Origin of the sequence: Streptomyces sp. 8N114, assembly GCF_052245835.1 — a bacterium.
GTDB lineage: Bacteria > Actinomycetota > Actinomycetes > Streptomycetales > Streptomycetaceae > Streptomyces.
The window spans coordinates 1-17,683 of record NZ_JBQQBT010000004.1 but is presented as its reverse complement, the minus strand read 5'-3'; the positions used below and the strand labels follow the sequence as shown (position 1 = coordinate 17,683).

At 71.8% G+C, this 17,683-nt stretch carries 18 protein-coding genes; 5 read left to right on the top strand and 13 right to left on the bottom strand.

Going from position 1 to position 17,683, the window contains the following annotated elements:
* Positions 1-205 precede the first annotated feature (205 nt).
* Together ACTWQF_RS10870 and ACTWQF_RS10865 are read right to left on the bottom strand one after the other, a co-directional pair.
* Positions 206-1,456, bottom strand: coding sequence for an acyl-CoA dehydrogenase family protein (locus tag ACTWQF_RS10870; protein WP_443278983.1), 1,251 nt, complete (start codon positions 1,454-1,456; stop codon positions 206-208).
* Between the two features lie 7 nt (positions 1,457-1,463).
* On the bottom strand, positions 1,464-2,486 hold the full coding sequence (locus ACTWQF_RS10865; protein ID WP_443278982.1) for a phosphotransferase family protein: 1,023 nt from the start codon (positions 2,484-2,486) through the stop codon (positions 1,464-1,466).
* A gap of 359 nt (positions 2,487-2,845) precedes the next feature.
* Here ACTWQF_RS10865 and ACTWQF_RS10860 point away from each other — a divergent pair, with 359 nt between their 5' ends.
* Entirely contained in the window at positions 2,846-2,995 is a 150-nt protein-coding gene (locus ACTWQF_RS10860) for a hypothetical protein (RefSeq protein WP_443278981.1), read from the top strand.
* A gap of 33 nt (positions 2,996-3,028) precedes the next feature.
* Here ACTWQF_RS10860 and ACTWQF_RS10855 read toward each other — a convergent pair whose 3' ends face one another.
* From ACTWQF_RS10855 to ACTWQF_RS10840, 4 genes are all read right to left on the bottom strand, one after another.
* Positions 3,029-3,514 (bottom strand): gluconokinase, encoded by a 486-nt coding sequence (locus tag ACTWQF_RS10855; protein ID WP_443279467.1) that lies wholly within the window; start codon positions 3,512-3,514, stop codon positions 3,029-3,031.
* Positions 3,515-3,552: 38 nt separating this feature from the next.
* Positions 3,553-3,876, bottom strand: a complete 324-nt coding sequence (locus ACTWQF_RS10850) for a DUF202 domain-containing protein (RefSeq protein WP_443278980.1) — start codon at positions 3,874-3,876, stop codon at positions 3,553-3,555.
* A 29-nt stretch (positions 3,877-3,905) separates the two neighbouring features.
* The gene (locus tag ACTWQF_RS10845) at positions 3,906-4,304 is read right to left on the bottom strand and encodes a YidH family protein (RefSeq protein ID WP_443278979.1); all 399 of its coding nucleotides are present in this window, start codon (positions 4,302-4,304) and stop codon (positions 3,906-3,908) included.
* Positions 4,305-4,372: 68 nt separating this feature from the next.
* The gene (locus ACTWQF_RS10840; RefSeq protein WP_443278978.1) at positions 4,373-4,906 is read right to left on the bottom strand and encodes an NUDIX domain-containing protein; all 534 of its coding nucleotides are present in this window, start codon (positions 4,904-4,906) and stop codon (positions 4,373-4,375) included.
* A 114-nt stretch (positions 4,907-5,020) separates the two neighbouring features.
* On the opposite strand from ACTWQF_RS10840, the gene ACTWQF_RS10835 reads away from it, so the two are divergent.
* Positions 5,021-6,715: an FAD-binding dehydrogenase gene (locus ACTWQF_RS10835; RefSeq protein WP_443278977.1), complete on the top strand. Its 1,695-nt coding sequence runs from the start codon at positions 5,021-5,023 to the stop codon at positions 6,713-6,715.
* A 14-nt stretch (positions 6,716-6,729) separates the two neighbouring features.
* Here the strand turns inward: ACTWQF_RS10835 and ACTWQF_RS10830 are convergent, their stop codons facing one another.
* From ACTWQF_RS10830 to ACTWQF_RS10815, 4 genes are all read right to left on the bottom strand, one after another.
* A complete protein-coding gene (locus ACTWQF_RS10830; protein ID WP_443279466.1) occupies positions 6,730-7,698 on the bottom strand; it encodes an NADPH:quinone oxidoreductase family protein in 969 nt (322 codons plus the stop codon).
* Between the two features lie 94 nt (positions 7,699-7,792).
* Positions 7,793-8,398: a TetR/AcrR family transcriptional regulator gene (locus tag ACTWQF_RS10825; protein ID WP_443279465.1), complete on the bottom strand. Its 606-nt coding sequence runs from the start codon at positions 8,396-8,398 to the stop codon at positions 7,793-7,795.
* Between the two features lie 84 nt (positions 8,399-8,482).
* A complete protein-coding gene (locus ACTWQF_RS10820; RefSeq protein WP_443278976.1) occupies positions 8,483-10,186 on the bottom strand; it encodes a class I adenylate-forming enzyme family protein in 1,704 nt (567 codons plus the stop codon).
* Complete coding sequence (locus ACTWQF_RS10815) at positions 10,183-11,004, bottom strand: SDR family oxidoreductase (protein WP_443278975.1); 822 nt, start codon at positions 11,002-11,004, stop codon at positions 10,183-10,185. Before ACTWQF_RS10815 ends, ACTWQF_RS10820 begins: the two co-directional genes overlap by 4 nt.
* A gap of 435 nt (positions 11,005-11,439) precedes the next feature.
* Between ACTWQF_RS10815 and ACTWQF_RS10810 the strand changes: the two genes are divergently transcribed.
* Both ACTWQF_RS10810 and ACTWQF_RS10805 read left to right on the top strand, forming a co-directional pair.
* Complete coding sequence (locus ACTWQF_RS10810) at positions 11,440-12,021, top strand: hypothetical protein (protein ID WP_443278974.1); 582 nt, start codon at positions 11,440-11,442, stop codon at positions 12,019-12,021.
* Positions 12,022-12,335: 314 nt separating this feature from the next.
* Positions 12,336-12,800 carry a MaoC family dehydratase gene (locus ACTWQF_RS10805; RefSeq protein ID WP_443278973.1) on the top strand — a complete coding sequence of 155 codons (465 nt, stop codon included), beginning with the start codon at positions 12,336-12,338 and terminating at the stop codon, positions 12,798-12,800.
* Here the strand turns inward: ACTWQF_RS10805 and ACTWQF_RS10800 are convergent.
* The 3 genes from ACTWQF_RS10800 to ACTWQF_RS10790 all read right to left on the bottom strand — a co-directional run bounded on the left by ACTWQF_RS10800 (position 12,781) and on the right by ACTWQF_RS10790 (position 16,090).
* The gene (locus ACTWQF_RS10800; RefSeq protein WP_443278972.1) at positions 12,781-13,416 is read right to left on the bottom strand and encodes a TetR/AcrR family transcriptional regulator; all 636 of its coding nucleotides are present in this window, start codon (positions 13,414-13,416) and stop codon (positions 12,781-12,783) included. The two genes, ACTWQF_RS10805 and ACTWQF_RS10800, sit on opposite strands and share 20 nt — an antisense overlap.
* A gap of 99 nt (positions 13,417-13,515) precedes the next feature.
* A complete protein-coding gene (locus tag ACTWQF_RS10795) occupies positions 13,516-14,601 on the bottom strand; it encodes a zinc-binding dehydrogenase (protein ID WP_443278971.1) in 1,086 nt (361 codons plus the stop codon).
* Between the two features lie 55 nt (positions 14,602-14,656).
* Complete coding sequence (locus ACTWQF_RS10790; RefSeq protein WP_443278970.1) at positions 14,657-16,090, bottom strand: aldehyde dehydrogenase family protein; 1,434 nt, start codon at positions 16,088-16,090, stop codon at positions 14,657-14,659.
* Between the two features lie 207 nt (positions 16,091-16,297).
* Between ACTWQF_RS10790 and hmgA the strand changes: the two genes are divergently transcribed.
* Positions 16,298-17,668 carry a homogentisate 1,2-dioxygenase gene (hmgA, locus tag ACTWQF_RS10785; protein WP_443279464.1) on the top strand — a complete coding sequence of 457 codons (1,371 nt, stop codon included), beginning with the start codon at positions 16,298-16,300 and terminating at the stop codon, positions 17,666-17,668.
* The last annotated feature ends 15 nt before the right edge of the window (positions 17,669-17,683 follow it).

The following is a 17,683-nucleotide window of genomic DNA, read 5'->3' as shown; positions in this document are numbered from 1 at the left end:
CCTCTGGAGAGGGGCTGCCCCTGTCCGCCGTCCGCAGGCTACGGGTCGTTTGTGGCTGGTCGCGCAGTTCCCCGCGCCCCTTCGGGGCGCACCTCCGCTGCAAAGCTTGGGCAGTCTGCTCCCCCAAGCTCTTCGAGCAGGGGGTACCCCCAGGGCGCAGGGTGGGCAAGCGCAGCCCCGGTGCGCAAGACATACCGGGCAAGCCCTAGGCGTGGCGCTTCAGCTCTCGGCGGGCCAGTGAGCGCTGGTGCACCTCGTCCGGGCCGTCGGCCAACCGCAGGGTACGCGCTGAGGCCCACAGGTGGGCGAGGGGGAAGTCCTGGGAGACCCCGCCGGCCCCGTGCAGCTGTACGGCGTCGTCGATGATCCGCACCACCGCGCGCGGGGTGGCGATCTTTATCGCCTGGATCTCGGTGTGGGCGCCCCGGTTGCCGACGGTGTCCATCAGCCACGCCGTCTTCAGCACCAGCAGCCGCAACTGCTCGACCTGCACCCGCGCGTCGGCGATCCACTCGTGCACCACGCCCTGCCGGGCCAGCGGCTTACCGAAGGCCGTTCGGTCCAGCGCCCGCCGGCACATCAGCTCGATGGCCCGCTCGGCCATCCCGATCAGCCGCATGCAGTGGTGGATACGGCCCGGGCCGAGCCGGGCCTGCGCGATGGCGAAACCGCCGCCCTCCTCGCCGACGAGGTTGGCCGCCGGGACGCGTACGTCGTGGAAGACCACCTCGGCGTGACCGCCGTGGTAGTGGTCCTCGTAGCCGTAGACGGACATCGCACGGCGCACCTCCACGCCGGGGGTGTCACGCGGGACCAGCACCATGGACTGCTGGCGGCGTACGTCCTCGCCGTCCGGGTCGGTCTTCCCCATGACGATGAAGACGGCACAGTCCGGATGCATGGCCCCGGAGATGTACCACTTACGGCCCGAGATGACATAGGTGTCGCCCTCCCGCCGGATGCGGGTGGCGATGTTGGTGGCGTCCGAGGAGGCGACGTCCGGCTCGGTCATCGCGAAGGCCGAGCGGATCTCGCCCGCCAACAGCGGCTCCAGCCACCGCTTCCGCTGCTCGGGCGAGCCGAACTGGGCCAGCAGCTCCATGTTCCCGGTGTCCGGGGCCGCGCAGTTGAGCGCGGTCGGCGCCAACTGCGGGCTGCGGCCGGTGATCTCGGCCAGCGGCGCGTACTGGAGGTTGGTGAGCCCCGCGCCGTACTCCTCGTCGGGCAGGCTGTGCTCGTTCACAAAGCTGTGCTCGTTTACAAGGAACAGGTTCCACAGCCCCAGCTTCCGTGCCGTGGCCTTCAGTTCCTCCTGGACCGGCACGGTGGACCAGGGCGAGTCCTGCTCGGCGCGCTGCTCCTCGGCCACCCGCTCGGCCGGGTACACATGCGCGTCCATGAAGGCGAGCAGCCGCTCGCGCAGCTCCTCCGTACGCGCGTCGTATGCGAAGTCCATCTGCTGCTCAGCCCTTCCGCAAAGTGGTGAGTCCGCTGTCGATGAAGACCGGCACGAGCTCGCCGATCCGGTCGAAGCCCGCGCCGACGGTCTGGCCGAGCGTGAAGCGGTAGTGGATGCCCTCGAGGATCACGGCGAGCTTGAAGTAGGCGAACGCGGTGTACCAGTTGATCCGGGACACATCGCGTCCCGACAGTTCGGCGTACCGCTCGATCAGCTCGGCCGCGGAGGGGTGGCCCGCTGCCCCGCTTGTGGTGCTGACCGGCGAGTCGGGCACGTCCTGGCGCTCGCTGTACATCGCCAGCAGCCCGAGGTCGGTCAGCGGGTCGCCGAGGGTGGACATCTCCCAGTCGAGCACCGCGGCAACCTCGTCGTCGGCGTCCACCAGCACGTTGTCCAGGCGGAAGTCGCCGTGCACGACGGTGGGCCGCGGCGAGTCGGGCAGCGTCTCGCCGAGCGCGGTGCGCAGTTCGTCGATACCGGCCAGCTCACGACTGCGGGACGCCTCCAGCTGCTTGCCCCAGCGCCGCAGTTGCCGCTCCAGAAAGCCTTCGGGCCGCCCGAAGCCGGCCAGCCCCACCGCTTCCGGATCGACGGCATGCAGCGCCACCAGCGTGTCGGGCAGCGCCAGCACGATCTCGCGGGTGCGCCCGGGTCCGAGCGGGGCGAGCTCCTCGGCCGTGCGGTACGGGGTGCCGTCGACGTGCTCCATCACATAGAACGGCGCCCCGATCACGTCCGGGTCCTCGCACAGCAGCACCGTCCCCGGCACCGGCACGGCGGTGTCGCGCAGCGCGCTGATGACACGGTGCTCGCGGGCCATGTCGTGCGCGGTGGCCAGTACGTGGCCGAGCGGCGGACGCCGCACCACCCACCGGCCCGTTCCGTCCGTGACCCGGTACGTCAGGTTCGACCGGCCGCCCTGCACGACCTCGGCGCTCAGCGGCCCCCGTATCAGCCCCGGACACTCCCGCTCCAGGTGCGCGGCCAGCCGTGCCGGATCGAGACCGGGCGGATTCTGTTCGCTCATCGTGCGCGCTCCTTCGACATCGCTCGGCACGATCATGCCGACTAGTCGGTATGCGCGTCCAGGGGTGGCTCTCTCTCTTTGCGCTGCCGACGCCCATTTCCCGCCGCGACGGCGTGAACCGGACACGATCTCCGGGTCTCTCCCGTTGCTGGCCAGGGGGTGCCCCTTCCCGACGTCCGCAGGCTGCGGGTTGTTTGTGGCTGGTCGCGCAGTTCCCCGCGCCCCTTCGGGGCGCGTCTTCCCCGGCTCCGCCCTCTCAGGTCCGGATTGACCCGCATGCTGCTGGCTCGGTGTGTGATGCACCGCTTTCCGCCCGAAGTCCCATGACACACCCACCGGTCGCGCCCTAGCCTCGGGGTATGCCCATGGGTGACAACGAGCCGCTGTTCGTACGCGACGAGCGGTACAGGAACGGCTACGTCCTCAACCACCGCAACCCGTCCGGACTCGCGCTGATCATCGTTCTCACGGTCGGCGTGCTGATCCTGACCGCCGTCGCGCTCGCCTGACCCGGCCAGTGGCCACCCCTCGCGGCGAAGCCCTCAGCACACCCCCGCGCGCGCCAGCGCGCTGCGCACCGCGGCGCGGGTCTCCCCCGGCGTACCGGCAGCGGAAACGGTGACCCCCCGCTCGTCCTCGCCGAGCGGCTCCAAGGCGTCGAACTGCGAGCGCAGCAGGCTCGGTGGCATGAAGTGGCCCTTGCGCCGGGCCAGCCGGGCGGCGATCAGCTCGTAGGAGCCGTCCAGGTGCACGAAGAACAGCCGCGGGGACGCCCGGCGCAGCCGCTCGCGGTAGCGGTGCTTGAGCGCCGAACAGACCAGTACGGCACCGCCGTCGGCGCGGCCGGCCAGCCAGTCGGCCATCGCGTCCAGCCACGGCGCCCGGTCATCGTCGTCCAGCGGGACACCGGCCGACATCTTCTCGATGTTCTGCTCCGGGTGGAAGTCGTCCGCGTCGGCGAACGGCAGGCCGAGCGCCTCCGCCAGCCATTCGCCGACGGTGCTCTTGCCCGACCCGGACACCCCCATCACGACGACGAGCGGCCCCGGTGCGCCCTCCCGGCCGTTCACAGCAGCATCATTCCCCCCACACCGATCAGTACGAATACGCAGACCAGCGTCCCCAGGGTCTCGGCGGCACCCATCGTCCCCGGCCGGGCCCGGGACAGTCCGCCGATCCGCCGGTGGGCCGTGATCAGCAGGCCGACCCAGGCCAGCGCCCCGAGAGCGGCGGCCGCAACGGCGGGGCCCGACGGCTGCGCGAGCGCCACCCGCGCCGCCAGCGCGACGGAGACGGCGCAGGTGAGCGTCGTACGGCGCCAGGCCAGCCAGGTACGCTCCGGCTGCGCGCCCGGATCGCGGCCCACCTCCGGGTCGCGCGGCGTGCCCACGCCCGGTCCGCGGGCCGTCGGACGGCCGGTCACCGGCCCGCCAGGCCGAGCACGACGATGGCGATGACCAGCAGCGCCGCAAACGCCGTGCCGCTCGCCAGCAGCACCGGGAAGCGCGAGGCGGGCAGATCCTCACCGCGGCGCATGGCACGTTCGCAGCGCACCCAGTGGTTCACCGCGCGGAAGGCGCACAGCGCCGCACCGGCCAGCAGCACGATCGCGACGCCCGTCCGCACGCCCCAGCGCAGGTCCGTCAGGAACTGGTCGACCGCGATCCCGCCCGCCACCAGGGCCAGCGCGGTGCGGATCCAGGCGAGGAAGGTGCGCTCGTTGGCGAGGGAGAAGCGGTAGTCGGGTGTGGTGCCCTCGTCCCTGAGCCGCTGAGGTGCGAACCACAGCCGGAGGGTCCCCGAGATCCGGTTGCGCATGGCTCAACCGTACGCCGTGACCTGCGGCGCACTTCCGGTGGGACACCCACGCCCCGGCTCCTGGGCCCTTACAGCCCCGACCGCGCCGAGAGGCGGCGGTGACACTCCAGACCGTCCGGGACGACCTTTCCCTCCGCCGCCCAGCCGTCCAGCCGCCGCTCCAGCTCGTCCTCCGGGAGGAAGTCCCACCACTCGACCTCCTCGGGCTGCGGCTGGACGGGCAGCGTGCACACCACCTCGTACACCTGGAGGAACCAGGAGAATGCGGGCGTCTCGAAGAGGAACTTCAGCCGCCGCTCGGGCTGCGGCAGCCCGCTGACGCCCAGCTCCTCCTCGGCCTCCCGGAGCGCCGCCGTGTCGTAGTCCTCACCGGCGCCCACCACGCCGCCCACCACGACGTCGTACATCCCGGGGAAGATCAGCTTGGTCGGGGTGCGGCGGTGCACGAAGATCCGGCCCGCGGCGTCCCGCACCCGGATGGAGGTGCTGCGGTGCCGCAGCCGCTTCGCGTAGACCTCACAGCGCAGCCGCTGCCCGATGACCCGGTCCTGCTCGTCCACGATGTCCAGCAGCTCGTCCGCCGCGCGCCCCTGCTCCGTCATACGCCCATCCAAGCACCACCGTTGACGCAGACGGTTCCGAAGGGGTGTCCGACGGCCCGGCCGAAGGTTACTCTCCGGTCACCGGTCGGGTGCAGCTGTACGAGAGGTGGGAGCATGGCGTACGACGCCGATGTGATCGTGGTCGGAGCCGGGCTGGCGGGCCTTGCCGCGACGGCCGAACTCGCCGACGCCGGGCGGCGCGTCATCCTCCTCGACCAGGAGCCCGAACAGTCGCTCGGCGGCCAGGCGCACTGGTCCTTCGGCGGCCTCTTCTTCGTCGACTCCCCCGAACAGCGCCGGCTGCGTATCAAGGACAGCCGCGAGCTGGCCTGGCAGGACTGGCTGGGCACGGCCGGCTTCGACCGGCCGGAGGACCACTGGCCGCGCCGCTGGGCCGAGGCGTATGTGGATTTCGCCGCCGGTGAGAAGCGGGCCTGGCTCCGCTCCCAGGGGCTGAAGCTCTTCCCCGTGGTCGGCTGGGCCGAGCGCGGCGGCTACGACGCGGGCGGCCACGGCAACTCGGTACCCCGCTTCCACATCACCTGGGGCACCGGGCCCGGACTCGTCGAGCCGTTCGAGCGCCGGGTACGCGCGGGCGTGGAGCGGGGCCTGGTCGAGCTGCGCTTCCGGCACCGCGTCACCGGTCTCTCACGTACGGCGGGGACGGTGGACACCGTGACCGGCGAGGTACTGGTACCCAGCGACGCACGGCGCGGCACGGCCAGCAGCCGGGAGGTCGACGGCCGCTTCGAGCTGCGTGCCCAGGCCGTGATCGTCACCTCCGGCGGCATCGGCGGCAACCACGACCTGGTGCGCGCCAACTGGCCCGAGCGGCTGGGCACTCCGCCCGAGAAGCTGCTCTCCGGCGTCCCGGCGCACGTGGACGGGCTGATGCTCGGCGTCACGGAGCAGGCGGGCGGACGGCTCATCAACCGCGACCGGATGTGGCACTACACCGAGGGCATCGAGAACTGGAACCCGATCTGGGCCGGGCACGGCATCCGCATCCTGCCCGGCCCCTCCTCCCTATGGCTGGACGCCACCGGACAGCGGCTGCCGGTCCCGCTCTTCCCCGGCTTCGACACCCTGGGCACCCTCGACCACATCATGCGGACCGGCTACGGCTACACCTGGTTCGTACTGAGCCAGAAGATCATCGAGAAGGAGTTCACGCTGTCCGGGTCCGAACAGAATCCGGACCTGACCGGGCGGTCCGTACGCGATGTCCTCGGCCGGGCACGCGGCGGCGCGCCCGGCCCTGTGCAGGCGTTCATGGACAACGGCGTCGATTTCGTGATCGAGCGCGATGTCGCCGCGCTGGCCCGCCGCATGAACGAACTGACGGGGGACAAGCTGATCGAGGCCGACGCGTTGCGGCGCGAGATCGCCGCCAGGGACCGCGAGATCCGCAACCCCTTCACCAAGGACCTGCAGATCACGGCGATGCATGGCGCCCGGCGCTATCTGGGCGACCGGCTCATCCGCGTCGCGATCCCGCACCGGCTGCTCGATCCCGCCGCCGGTCCGCTGATCGCCGTACGCCTCAACATCCTGACGCGGAAGACACTGGGCGGGCTGGAGACGGATCTGTCCTCGCGCGTGCTCACGGAGGGCGGAGACCCTTCCCCAAGTTCTCGGCTTCGCTCGAACAGGGGAGACCCCATTCCGGGTGTCTACGCGGCAGGCGAGGCCGCCGGTTTCGGAGGCGGCGGCGTGCACGGCTACCGGTCCTTGGAGGGCACCTTCCTGGGCGGCTGCCTCTTCTCGGGCCGTACGGCGGGGCGCGCTGCCGCACGGGCGGTCGGCTGACCGCCCGTGCGGGTTCATCCGAGCTCGACCACCACCCGCCCTGTGGTCACCCCGTCGAAGACCCGCTGGACGGCGTCCGCAGCGCCGTCCAGCGCCACCCGCTCGCTCACCAGCGGTTCGACCGCGCCTTCAGCGGCGAGACGGGTCAGCTCCTCGTGGCAGCGGTCGACGGCCGACGGCTCCTTCTGCGCGTAAAGCCCCCAATGCAGGCCGAGGATCGAATAGTTCTTCACCAGCGCGTGGTTGAGCCCCGGTGTGGGCACCGCGCCACTGGCGAAGCCGACGACCACGATGCGCCCCTCGAAGGCGACGGATTTGGCGGACGCCGCGTAGGCGTCACCCCCGACCGGGTCGTAGACGACATCGGCCCCCTTGCCGCCGGTGGCCTCCTTCACGGCGGCGACGACATCGTCGCTCCGCCGGTCGATGACGACGTCGCAGCCCAGCTCGCGGGCGACCGCCGCCTTCGCCTCGCCGCCGACGACGCCCAGCACCCGCGCCCCGGCGGCCTTGCCGAGCTGGACGGCGGCGCTGCCGACACCCCCCGCGGCAGCGTGCACCAGCAGGGTCTCGCCCTTCTGGAGGCGGGCGCGCCGGTGGAGGCCGAACCAGCCCGTCTGGTAGCCGATGTGCAGCGCGGCGGCTTGGGCGTCGTCCAGCGCCTCCGGTGCGGGCCGGGCGCTCTCCTCGCTGATGACGGCCAGTTCGCCGAAGGCGCCGCAGGGCAGTACGGGCTGTCCCAGCACCCGCTCCCCCGCCCGGGGCCCGCCGACGATCTCGCCGCACAGCTCCACGCCGGGGGTGAACGGCAACGGCGGCCGGATCTGGTACTCGCCCCGGCACAGCATGGCGTCCGGGTAGTTGACGTTGCCGGCCCGCACCCGCACCAGCAACTGGCCGGGCCCCGGCTCGGGCTCGGATATCTCCTCCAGCCGCATCACGTCACGCGGTTCGCCGTTGGTATGGACGCGCCAAGCCTGCACGGGATGTCCTTTCATGCCGAACGTTGTGGTTGAGCCGGTGCGGGGGCTTCGCCCCCAACGGGTGGTACGGATGGTCCCCCGCGCATAAGCGGTCTCACGGCCTCAGCGACCGCAGCAGCAGGTCGGCCAGATGGTCGGCGACCTGCTGGGGGGTGAGCCGGCCGCCGGGCCGGTACCAGCTGCCGAGGTGGTGTACGGAGCCGAAGTGGTAGTCCACGACGAGGTCGGCGGGGGTGGCGTCGCTGAACACCCCGGCGCGCTGGCCCTCTTCGATCAGGGCGCGGAACCTCTCGTGGTAGCAGCGCCGCTCCGCGCGCACCTGCTTCTGCTTCTCGGGCGAGAGCTGGTGCATGGAGCGGAAAAAGATCATGGCGTCGTCGAGATTGTCGATGGTGGTGACGACGACGTCGGCGGCGGCCGCCCGCAGCCTCTCCTCGACGGGTGCGTCGCGCTGCGCCAGCAGGTCGAGTCGCTCCTGCTGGAGCCGCAGCAGGCGGCCGTAGATCTCGTGCAGCAGGTCGTCCTTGGAGCCGAAGTAGTGGTACAGGGCGCCCTTGGTGACGCCTGCCGCCTCCACGATCTCCTGCACGGAGGTGCGGTCGTAACCCTGCTCCGCGAAGAGCCGGGTGGCGGCTGCCAGCAGCCGCTGCGGTACGGGTGCGGGGGTGTCGCCGCCCCAGCCGTCGTCCTGACGGCTCATCATGCCCGGCATGTCCCAACGTGCCCCACGTCCCGCCGAACCGGCCCTGGGCGCCATGGCCGCCACCTGCCTCTCACTCATCGTTCATCGACCGGGTCCGCTCGACCGGCTCCGGTCCTCGTTCAACCGCCGGGAACGCAACTCCCGCCGCAGGATCTTCCCACTGGTGGTCTTGGGCAACTCCGGGAGGATCTCCACCTCGCGGGGATATTTGTAGGCGGCCAGCCGCTCCTTGCAGTACGCGCTCAGCTCCTCCGGCGCGGCATCGGTGCCCTCGCGCAGACTGACATACGCCTTGACGGTCTCCCCCCGGTACTCGTGCGGGACGCCGACCACCGCGGCCTCACGGACGGCGGGGTGCGCGTAGAGCACGTCCTCGATCTCGCGGGGCCAGACCTTGAACCCGGAAGCGTTGATCATGTCCTTCTTGCGGTCGACGACGTACAGCCAGCCGTCCTCGTCCATGAACCCGATGTCACCGGTGCGCAGTTCACCGTCGGGCATACCGGCAGCCGTCTCCTCGGGCCGCCGCCAGTAGCCGGGGACGACCTGCGGGCCGCGGACGGCGACCTCACCCTGCTGCCCGAAGGGCACCGGCGCTCCCGTCTCGTCCAGGATGCGCACGACCGTGTCCGGGCCCGGCACGCCCACCGCGAGGGTGCCGGACTCCGGGTCGACGGGCGCCTGTTTCCCGGGCGGTACGGAGGCACACGGCGCCGAGCACTCGGTGAGCCCGTAGCCGTTGGCGATGTACGGGCCGAAGGCGGCGCGGAACTTCTCCACCAGCGCGGGCGGCAGTGGCGCGCCGCCGGAGGAGATGTGCCGGAACGAGGCGAAGTGCTCGCGGGTCACACCCGGGTGGGCGGCCAGCGCCATGAACGCGGTGGAGGGGCCGACGGTGTAGGCGGGGCGGTGCTCCAGGAAGGCGTCTAGGACGACGCCCGCGTCGAAGCGGTAGGCGAGCGCTAGCGTGCCCTTGTTGGCGATGCACCCGCACAGCTCCACCACCATCCCGGTGATGTGGAACAGCGGCGCCAGCACGAAGATGCAGGAGCCCTCTGGGAAGCCGTGACCGACGCGCTGCCGCTCGGCGTTGTAGGCGAGGTTGGCATGGGTGTTCATGGCGCCCTTTGGCGCGCCGCTGGTACCGGAGGTGTAGCTGATCAGCGCGATGTCCCCGGCAGCCGGCTCGCGCCCGGCGGGCGCCGGTGCGCCGGTGCGTGCGACGGCGAGCAGGTCCTGCGCGTCGTCGGCGGGCGCACACCGCTCGAAGCCGAGTACGCGGGCGTCGTCGCGGATCTGGAGGTCGAGTTCACAGGCCGTCAGCACGGTGTGCACGCTGCTGCCGGCCGCCGCCCCGCGCAGCCGGCCCTCCCAGGCGCGGTCGGAGCACACCAGCGCGGCGACTTCCGCGTCCTGCAGGACGTGCGCCACCTCACCTTCCTTGTACATCGGGTTGACGGGTACGACGGTGGCGCCCGCCTTCCACGCGCCGAGCAGCGCGAGCACATAGTGCGGGGTGTTCTGCAGCATGAGGGCGAGCCGGTCGCCCTTCCGCAGCCCGCGCTCGGCGAGGTGCGCTGCGACCGCGTCGGAGAGGGCGTCGGTCTCCGCGTAGCTGAGCCGGCCGTCGAAGTACGCGAGCGCGGTGCGGTCCGGCACCTCGTGGGCAGCGGCGCGGAAGGCGTGCAGCACCGTCTCGGGCGGCGTGACGGGGGCGCGCTGGGCAGCAGTCAGCTGGGCGAGCCATGGCTTGTCCTCGTACCTGGCGGCGGCCGCCGGTGTCATGCCGGCTCCTCCTCCCGCGCGCCGTCCGGGACGGGCTGTGCGCCGTCGAGCCCGGCGCGCTCCCGGCGCTCGACCTTCTGCTGGAGGTGGTTCATGGCGCTCAGCCAGTTGTCCGTGCCGGTGGCACGCGCCGTGTAGTGAGCCTGGGTGGTGGTGTGCGGCAGGACGAGGAAACGCCCGTCGGCGAGCGCGGCGAACAGCGCGTCGGCGACTGCCTCGGGTGCGATGGCCCCCGGCCGCAGCACGACGTCGCCTGCCGCACCGGTGGCCTCCAGCATGTCGGTACGTACGCCCTCCGGGCAGATGGCGTGCACGTCCACGCCACGGTGCCGGTAACTGACCGACAGCCACTCCGCGAAGGCCAGGGCCGCGTGCTTGGTGACGCTGTAGGGCGCCGAGCCGACCATCGTCAGCAGCCCGGCCGCCGAGACGGTCGAAACGAATCGGCCCCGCCCGCGCTCCAGCCAGCCGGGCAGCAACTCGCGCGCGGCCCGTACGTGCGCCATGACGTTGACGTCCCAGGCCGCGTTCCACTGGGCGTCCGGAGTCTCGGGGCCGCCCTCGGTGCCGACGCCCGCGTTGGCGCAGAACGTGTCGACAGCGCCGCCGAGCGCCTCGCACGCGGGGGCCACGATCGTGGCTGCGTCGCCGGGTACGGCGATGCCGCCGATCTCTTCCGCGACGGCGCGGGCCCGGCCCGGGTCGAGGTCGTTGACGACGACCCGCGCGCCCTCGGCGGCGAATCTGCGGGCAAGGGCCGCTCCTATGCCACCACCGGCTCCGGTGACGACAACGGAACTGTCGCGCAAGGACTCCATCGGCTGCGCCTCCACTCTTCGGGCTTGTGCTCCTGCGGCCCCGTTGGGATGCGGGCGGCAGAACGGCCTGCCGGTCCCGCACCCGCCCGGCAGACTAACCAGTCGGTATGTCGTTACGGAAGGGGTGCCCGGCGAACCCCGGAGCCCGTTCCTGGACCGACCCGGGAACGACCGCGGCGCGAGGCTCGTTCTTCTGCTGTGTGCGGCGCGCGGCGTCGCGTATGCGTGACAGGTGGAGAGCCCGGAAGCGGCTGCGTCCGCTGAGGCGGGAAATCGACCCTTACAGGAATAGAGGGCCACATCCGGGGTAATCCGCCACGCCGAAGCAAGTGCGCGCTCGCCGCGCGAAAAAGCATCGCCGGAGACGGATCCGAAGTGCGGGGTCGTACGTCACACCCCCGACGACACGGGTCCTCTCCGCCGGAGGTGGGATGATTGGCCGGTTTCAGAGCGCTCGCCCGACAAGTCCGTGACCCAGACAGAGACCCGTCCCAGCGACGACAGGCACTGCGCAAGTGCCTGGAGCGGTTCGCCCCCTACGGCCACCGCGCCACATGGCAACACCTGTGCAGAAACGCCGGGTTCCATCCCGACGACCGCGAACCCGACCCCGCGCTGCTCGTCGCGGCGCTGGAAGAGCTGGAGGAGGCACGCGCGGTCTGGCTCGCCTACGAGTCCGAAGTCGCGGCCCGCCGTAAGCGGGAGAAACGCAACGGCATCAGACAGCCCACCGCGCTCGACGAGTGGCACCGCAGGACGTGGGGCGGACGGTCGCTGATGCGGTGCGATCCGGCCCAGCCGCCGACTCCCCGGCTGGCCGAGGTGCTGCGCCGCATGATCGCCATGACGGATGACGCGTGCGAAACCCCTCCGCAACGCCGCGGCCTGCGGATGGACCGGGGGGTACGGACGGAGATCCGCACCGACGGCTCCGGCCGCCGCGAGAGCCGCAACCCACACCGCCAAGGTGCAGGCTCCCGGCTGGGATTCAGCAGCCCACTGCCCTCCCAGGGCTGAGACCGAGCCCCAAAGGGGCGCGGGGAACTGCTCCCCCAGCCTCCGGCCGGGAGGTGCCCCCACAACCACAACGAGCGGGCACACGGCCGCCGGCCGCAACCCCTACGGCGGACCGCCGCGCCCATACCGCGGGCTGCCGCCTCGGACGGCCTGCGCGAACAGGGGCCCGGCACGGACTGGGGGTGGCGCAGCGCCGCAGGCTCCTGGCATGCTGACAGGCACATGCTGAGCAGTCGCTTAGCCGATGCCCGCTCTTCGGCTGCCTGCCCTTCGGCGCCTGCTCCGCGACACATCTGCGTAGGAGGTCTGTTCGCATGGCGGAACCCCGGGTCTTCACCTCGGCCGACGAGCTGCGCGCCGCGGTCGGCCAGGAGCTGGGCCACAGCGACTGGCTGGAGGTGGACCAGAAGCGGATCGACCTGTTCGCCGACGCGACAGGTGACCACCAGTGGATCCACGTGGACCCGGAGCGCGCTGCCGAGGGCCCCTTCGGCAGCACCATCGCGCACGGCTACTTGACGCTGTCGCTGCTGCCCGCCCTCGTCCCGCAGATCCTGCGCGTCGAGGGCATGAAGATGGGCGTCAACTACGGCACCAACAAGGTGCGCTTCCCGGCCCCCGTGCCCGTCGGCTCCCGGCTGCGCGCCCGGGCGACCCTGGCCGACGTCAACGAGACGTCGGACGGCGGAGTTCAGGTCGCCGCGCAGGTGACCGTGGAACGGGAGGGCGGCGACAAGCCGGTGTGTGTCGCGGAGAGCCTCAGCCGCTACTACTGGTGACGCCGGCGGCCCGGTGGCCCGCCATCCGCAGTGCGAGATCGGCGTACAGCTCGCCGATCTCGTCCGGCGTCCTGCGGCCTTCCGGGCTGAACCAGCGGGCGACGTCGATGCACAGCGACATCACCGCGAGGGCCGTACCACGAATGTCCGGGATATCGAACTCGCCCGCGGCGACGCCGTCTTCGAGGACCCCGCGCAGAATCTCCTCGCTGCGGCGGCGCAGCACCACGATCCGCGCATAGTGCTCCTCGCCGAGCGCCGCGAGCTCGTACTGGACGACGCGGGCCGTGGTGTGGTGCTCCGCGTGCCAGCGCACGAACGCGCGGACGGCGCGGGCGAGGCGCTGCGCACTGCCGGCGGCGCCCTCAACGGCCTCCTCCAGCACCGCCACGGAGCGCTCGTGGCCGACCCTGCTGATGTGGAAGAGCAGTTCTTCCTTGGTCTTGTAGTGGATGTACAGCGCCGCAGGGCTCATCCCGGCACGCCCGGCGATGTCGCGGGTGGTGGTGGCGTGGAAACCCCGCTCCGCGAATGCCTGGACGGCGCCCAGGAGAAGGCGGCGGGCGGCATCCGGGGTGACGCCGCCAAACGATTCGTCGATCTCGCCCGTCGTCATCCGGCCAGCTTACTGTGCGCTGAGCGCCTGCTTAGCCCCCAGCCCCGGCCCCAGTTCCCGGCCTCAGCTCCCGGCCGGGCCGGCCGGGCCGGTCACGCCTCAGAACACCACCAGCGTGCGCCCGCCCCGCCCGGCCCGCATCGCGGCGAAGGCGTCGCCGACCCCCTCCAGCCCCACCCGCTCGGTGACCAGCGCCCCGAGCTCCAGCCGCCCGTCCCGGACGTGCTGGGCCAGCACCGGAACGTCCCGGGCCGGGTCGGAGTCCCCGTACACGCAGCCGCGCAGCTCCCGCGCGAAGTGGAAGATCTCCAGCGCGGAGAACGAGACGCGCTCGTCCTTGCCGCCGATGCCGACGACGGTGGTACGCCCGCCCCGCCTGGTGGAGTCCCAGGCTGCCCGGACGGTCTCCGCGCGGCCCACGCACTCGATGGCCACGTCGGCCCCGTAGCCGCCCACCGTCAGCGCGCGTACGGCCTTGGCGGTCTTCTCGCCGGCGACGACGAAGTCCGTGGCCCCCGCAGCCCGTGCCATCTCCTCCTTGGCCGCTGAGACGTCCACGGCGATGATCTGTCCGGCACCTGCCAGCCGGGCGGACTGCAAGGTGGCCAGGCCCACCCCGCCCACGCCGTACACGGCGACCGACTCCCCCACCCGCACCCGGGCGCTGTGGTGCACGGCGCCGTAACCGGTGAGCATGGCGCAGCCCAGCAGCGCCGCATCCTCCAGCGGCACCCCGGGCGGCAGCGGGAGGACCGCGCGCCGGGGGACGACCGTCTCCTCGGCGAAGGCGGCGACGCTCAGCCCGGGATAGAGGCCGTCGCCGCTGCGGGTGCTCGCGTAGGGCGTGGTGGTGGCGTCGTTGGCGCGGGTGCACAGCCAGGGTTCGGACAGCTGGGCGCAGAAGTGGCACTCGCCGCAGTTCGGCGCCCAGTTGAGCACGACACGGTCACCGGGCGCGACATCCAGCACCTCCTCCCCCACGGCGACGACGGTGCCCGCACCCTCGTGCCCGAGGACGGCCGGTACGGGCTGGCGCAGGGTGCCGTTGGCGAGGGAGAGGTCGGAGTGGCAGACACCGGCCGCGGCGAGCCGCACCCGCACCTGGCCGGGACCGGGTTGCGGCAGGGCTATCGAGGTGACCTCCAGCGGTGCCGAGACGGCGGGCAGTACGGCGGCGCGAACCATGCGAGCTCCAAGCGGCGTGCGGGGACGGGGGGTGGCCTCGGCCGGAAGGGGGACGTCAGAACTGGAGGGACTTGGTCTGCAGATATTCCTCCAGGCCGTGGACCCCCAGCTCCCGCCCGACGCCCGACTGCTTGTATCCGCCGAAGGGCGCGAGGGTGTTGAACCGGCCGCCGTTGATGTCGACCTGTCCGGTCTCCATCCGGCGCGCGAAGGAGACGGCCTCGTCCTCGTTCTCGGACCACACGGCGCCCGCCAGGCCGTAGACGGTGCCGTTGGCGATGCGCAGCGCGTCCTCGGTGTCCTCGTATCTGAGGATGGACAGCACGGGGCCGAAGATCTCCTCCTGGGCGATGGTCATCTCCGGGGTGACATCGGCGAAGACGGTGGGCCGCACATAGTGGCCGCGCTCCTGGCCCCTGCTCGAAGAGCCCGGGGGAGGCTCGGCGCCGCCCACCACGAGCCGGGCGCCTTCCTCCTGGCCGCGCCTGATGTAGCCGGTGACGCGCTCGCGCTGCTCGGCGTTGACGACGGGGCCGACGCGGGTGGTTTCGTCCAGAGGGTCCCCGGTGACGTATTTGGCCGCGGCTTCGGCGGCGAGCCGTACGGCCTCGTCGTAGCGCTCGGAGTCCACCAGCATCCGGGTCCAGGCGCTGCACGTCTGGCCGGAGTTGGACATCACGTTGGCGACGCCGACCTTGACGGCCTTCTTCAGGTCGGCGCCGGGGAGGATGACGTTGGCCGACTTGCCGCCGAGCTCCAGCGCGACACGCTTGACACCGGACGCCGCCACCGCGCCTATCCGGCGGCCGACGGCAGTGGAGCCGGTGAAGGAGAGCAGGTCGATGCCGTCGTGCTCGGCCAGTGCCTGCCCGGCGACCGGCCCGAGCCCGGTGACGAGGTTGAAGACGCCCGCGGGCAGGCCCGCCTCGTGGACGGCCTCCGCGAAAAGCTGTGCCACCAGCGGGGTGTCCTCGGCGGGCTTGAGCACCATGGTGCAGCCGGCGGCGAACGCCGGGGCGGCCTTGGCGACGATCTGGTGCAGCGGGTAGTTCCACGGTGTGATGGCACCGACGACGCCGACGGGCTCGCGCAGGACCCGGGAGTTGCCCGTCTGCTCCTCGAAGGCGTACTCGGCGGCCAGCTGGGCGTAGCCGGCGCAGACCGCGATCGGCACGGCGGCGTGCACCTTCTGCGAGAAGGCGAGCGGCGAGCCGAGCTCGGCGGTGATGGTCCCGGCGATCTCCTCGCGCCGGTCGGCCAGGATCTGCTGGAGGGCTTCGAGGCGCGCGGCGCGCTCGGCGGGCGGGGTGGCGGCCCAGCCGGGCAGCGCGGCGCGGGCGGCGCGCACGGCCGCCTCGACGTCCTCGGGGCCGCCCGCGGGGACGGTGGCAAGGAGGGTTCCGTCGGCGGGGTTGGTGACCTCGATCGTCCCGGTGCCCGCAGCGGGGCGCCAGGCGCCGTCGATGTACATGCCGTCGTGTGCCTTCATGAGGGCAAACCTACTGTCGAGTCAGCAAGGTGTCAGCACGGCCTCGGAGTGCCCTGGATCACCGCGCGGGCGGCGGCGCAGCCGGGTGTGCGGGGCGCGGGGCTCGCGCGCGTGGTGCGCCGGGGTCCGGACGCGTGGTGCGTTGACGGGGGCCTTCGTTATTCCTATGGTCCTGCACAGGAATTCATGAGGCGGCGGGAGTTGGCGATGGGCCAGGGCACCGACAGCACCACCAGCACGACCAGCACCTCCACCGACGGGGCACGGGAGCAGGCACGCAAGACGGCCGCGCACCTGAGCTATCTGTCCGGCTTCGGCAACGAGCACAGCAGTGAGGCCGAGCCGGGGGCACTGCCCGTCGGACGTAACTCCCCCCAGCGCGCGCCCCTGGGCCTGTACGCGGAGCAGTTGAGCGGCAGCGCCTTCACAGAACCCCGGGCGCACAACCGGCGCTCGTGGCTCTACCGGATCCGCCCCTCGGCAGCGCACCCCCGCTTCATGCGCACCGGCAACGGCGGTCTGCGCGGCGCGCCCTTCGAGGAGACGATTCCCGACCCGAACCGGCTGCGCTGGGGCCCGCTGCCCGAAGCCCCCGAGGGCACCGACTTCCTGGCGGGCCTGTGGACGCTGGGCGGCAACGGCGACGCGCGGCAGCGCTGCGGCATGGCCGTCCATCTGTACGCCGCCGACGCGTCGATGACCGACCGGGTCTTCAGCGACGCCGACGGCGAACTGCTGATCGTCCCCGAGCGCGGCGGGCTGCTGCTGCGCACCGAGTTCGGGCTGCTGCGGGCCGAGCCGAGCCAGGTGGCGCTGATCCCGCGCGGGGTGCGCTTCCGCGTCGAGCTGCTGGAGGAGAGCGCGCGCGGCTATGTCTGCGAAAACTACGGGCGCCCCTTCACGCTGCCCGATCTGGGGCCGATCGGCGCCAACGGACTGGCCAACGCCCGGGACTTCCTGGCTCCCACAGCCGCGTACGAGGACGTGGAGGTCCCGGTCGAGGTCGTCAACAAGTTCTGCGGGAATCTCTGGAGCGCCGTCTACGACCACTCGCCGCTGGATGTCGTGGCCTGGCACGGCAATCATCTGCCCTACGTCTACGACCTGCGGCGCTTCAATGTGCTGGGCACCATCAGCTACGACCACCCGGACCCGTCGATCTTCACCGTACTGACCTCGCCGTCGGACACCCCGGGGCTGGCGAACGTGGACTTCGTGGTCTTTGCGCCCCGCTGGCTGGTGGGCGAGGACACCTTCCGGCCGCCGTACTTCCACCGGAACGTGATGAGCGAGTACATGGGCCTGATCGAGGGCGCCTACGACGCCAAGGCCGAGGGATTCCTCCCCGGTGGCGGCTCGCTGCACAACATGATGTCGGCGCACGGCCCTGACCGGGAGACCTTCGAGCGGGCGTCGGCCGCCGAGCTGAAGCCGCAGAAGATCGACGACGGACTGGCCTTCATGTTCGAGACCCGCTGGCCCGTCTCGCTCACGGAGCAGGCGGCCGGCGCTGCCCATCTGCAGTCGGACTACGACGCGGTGTGGCAGGGTCTTGAGCGCCATTTCCCGGCCCCCTGACAACCCCCGGCGGCG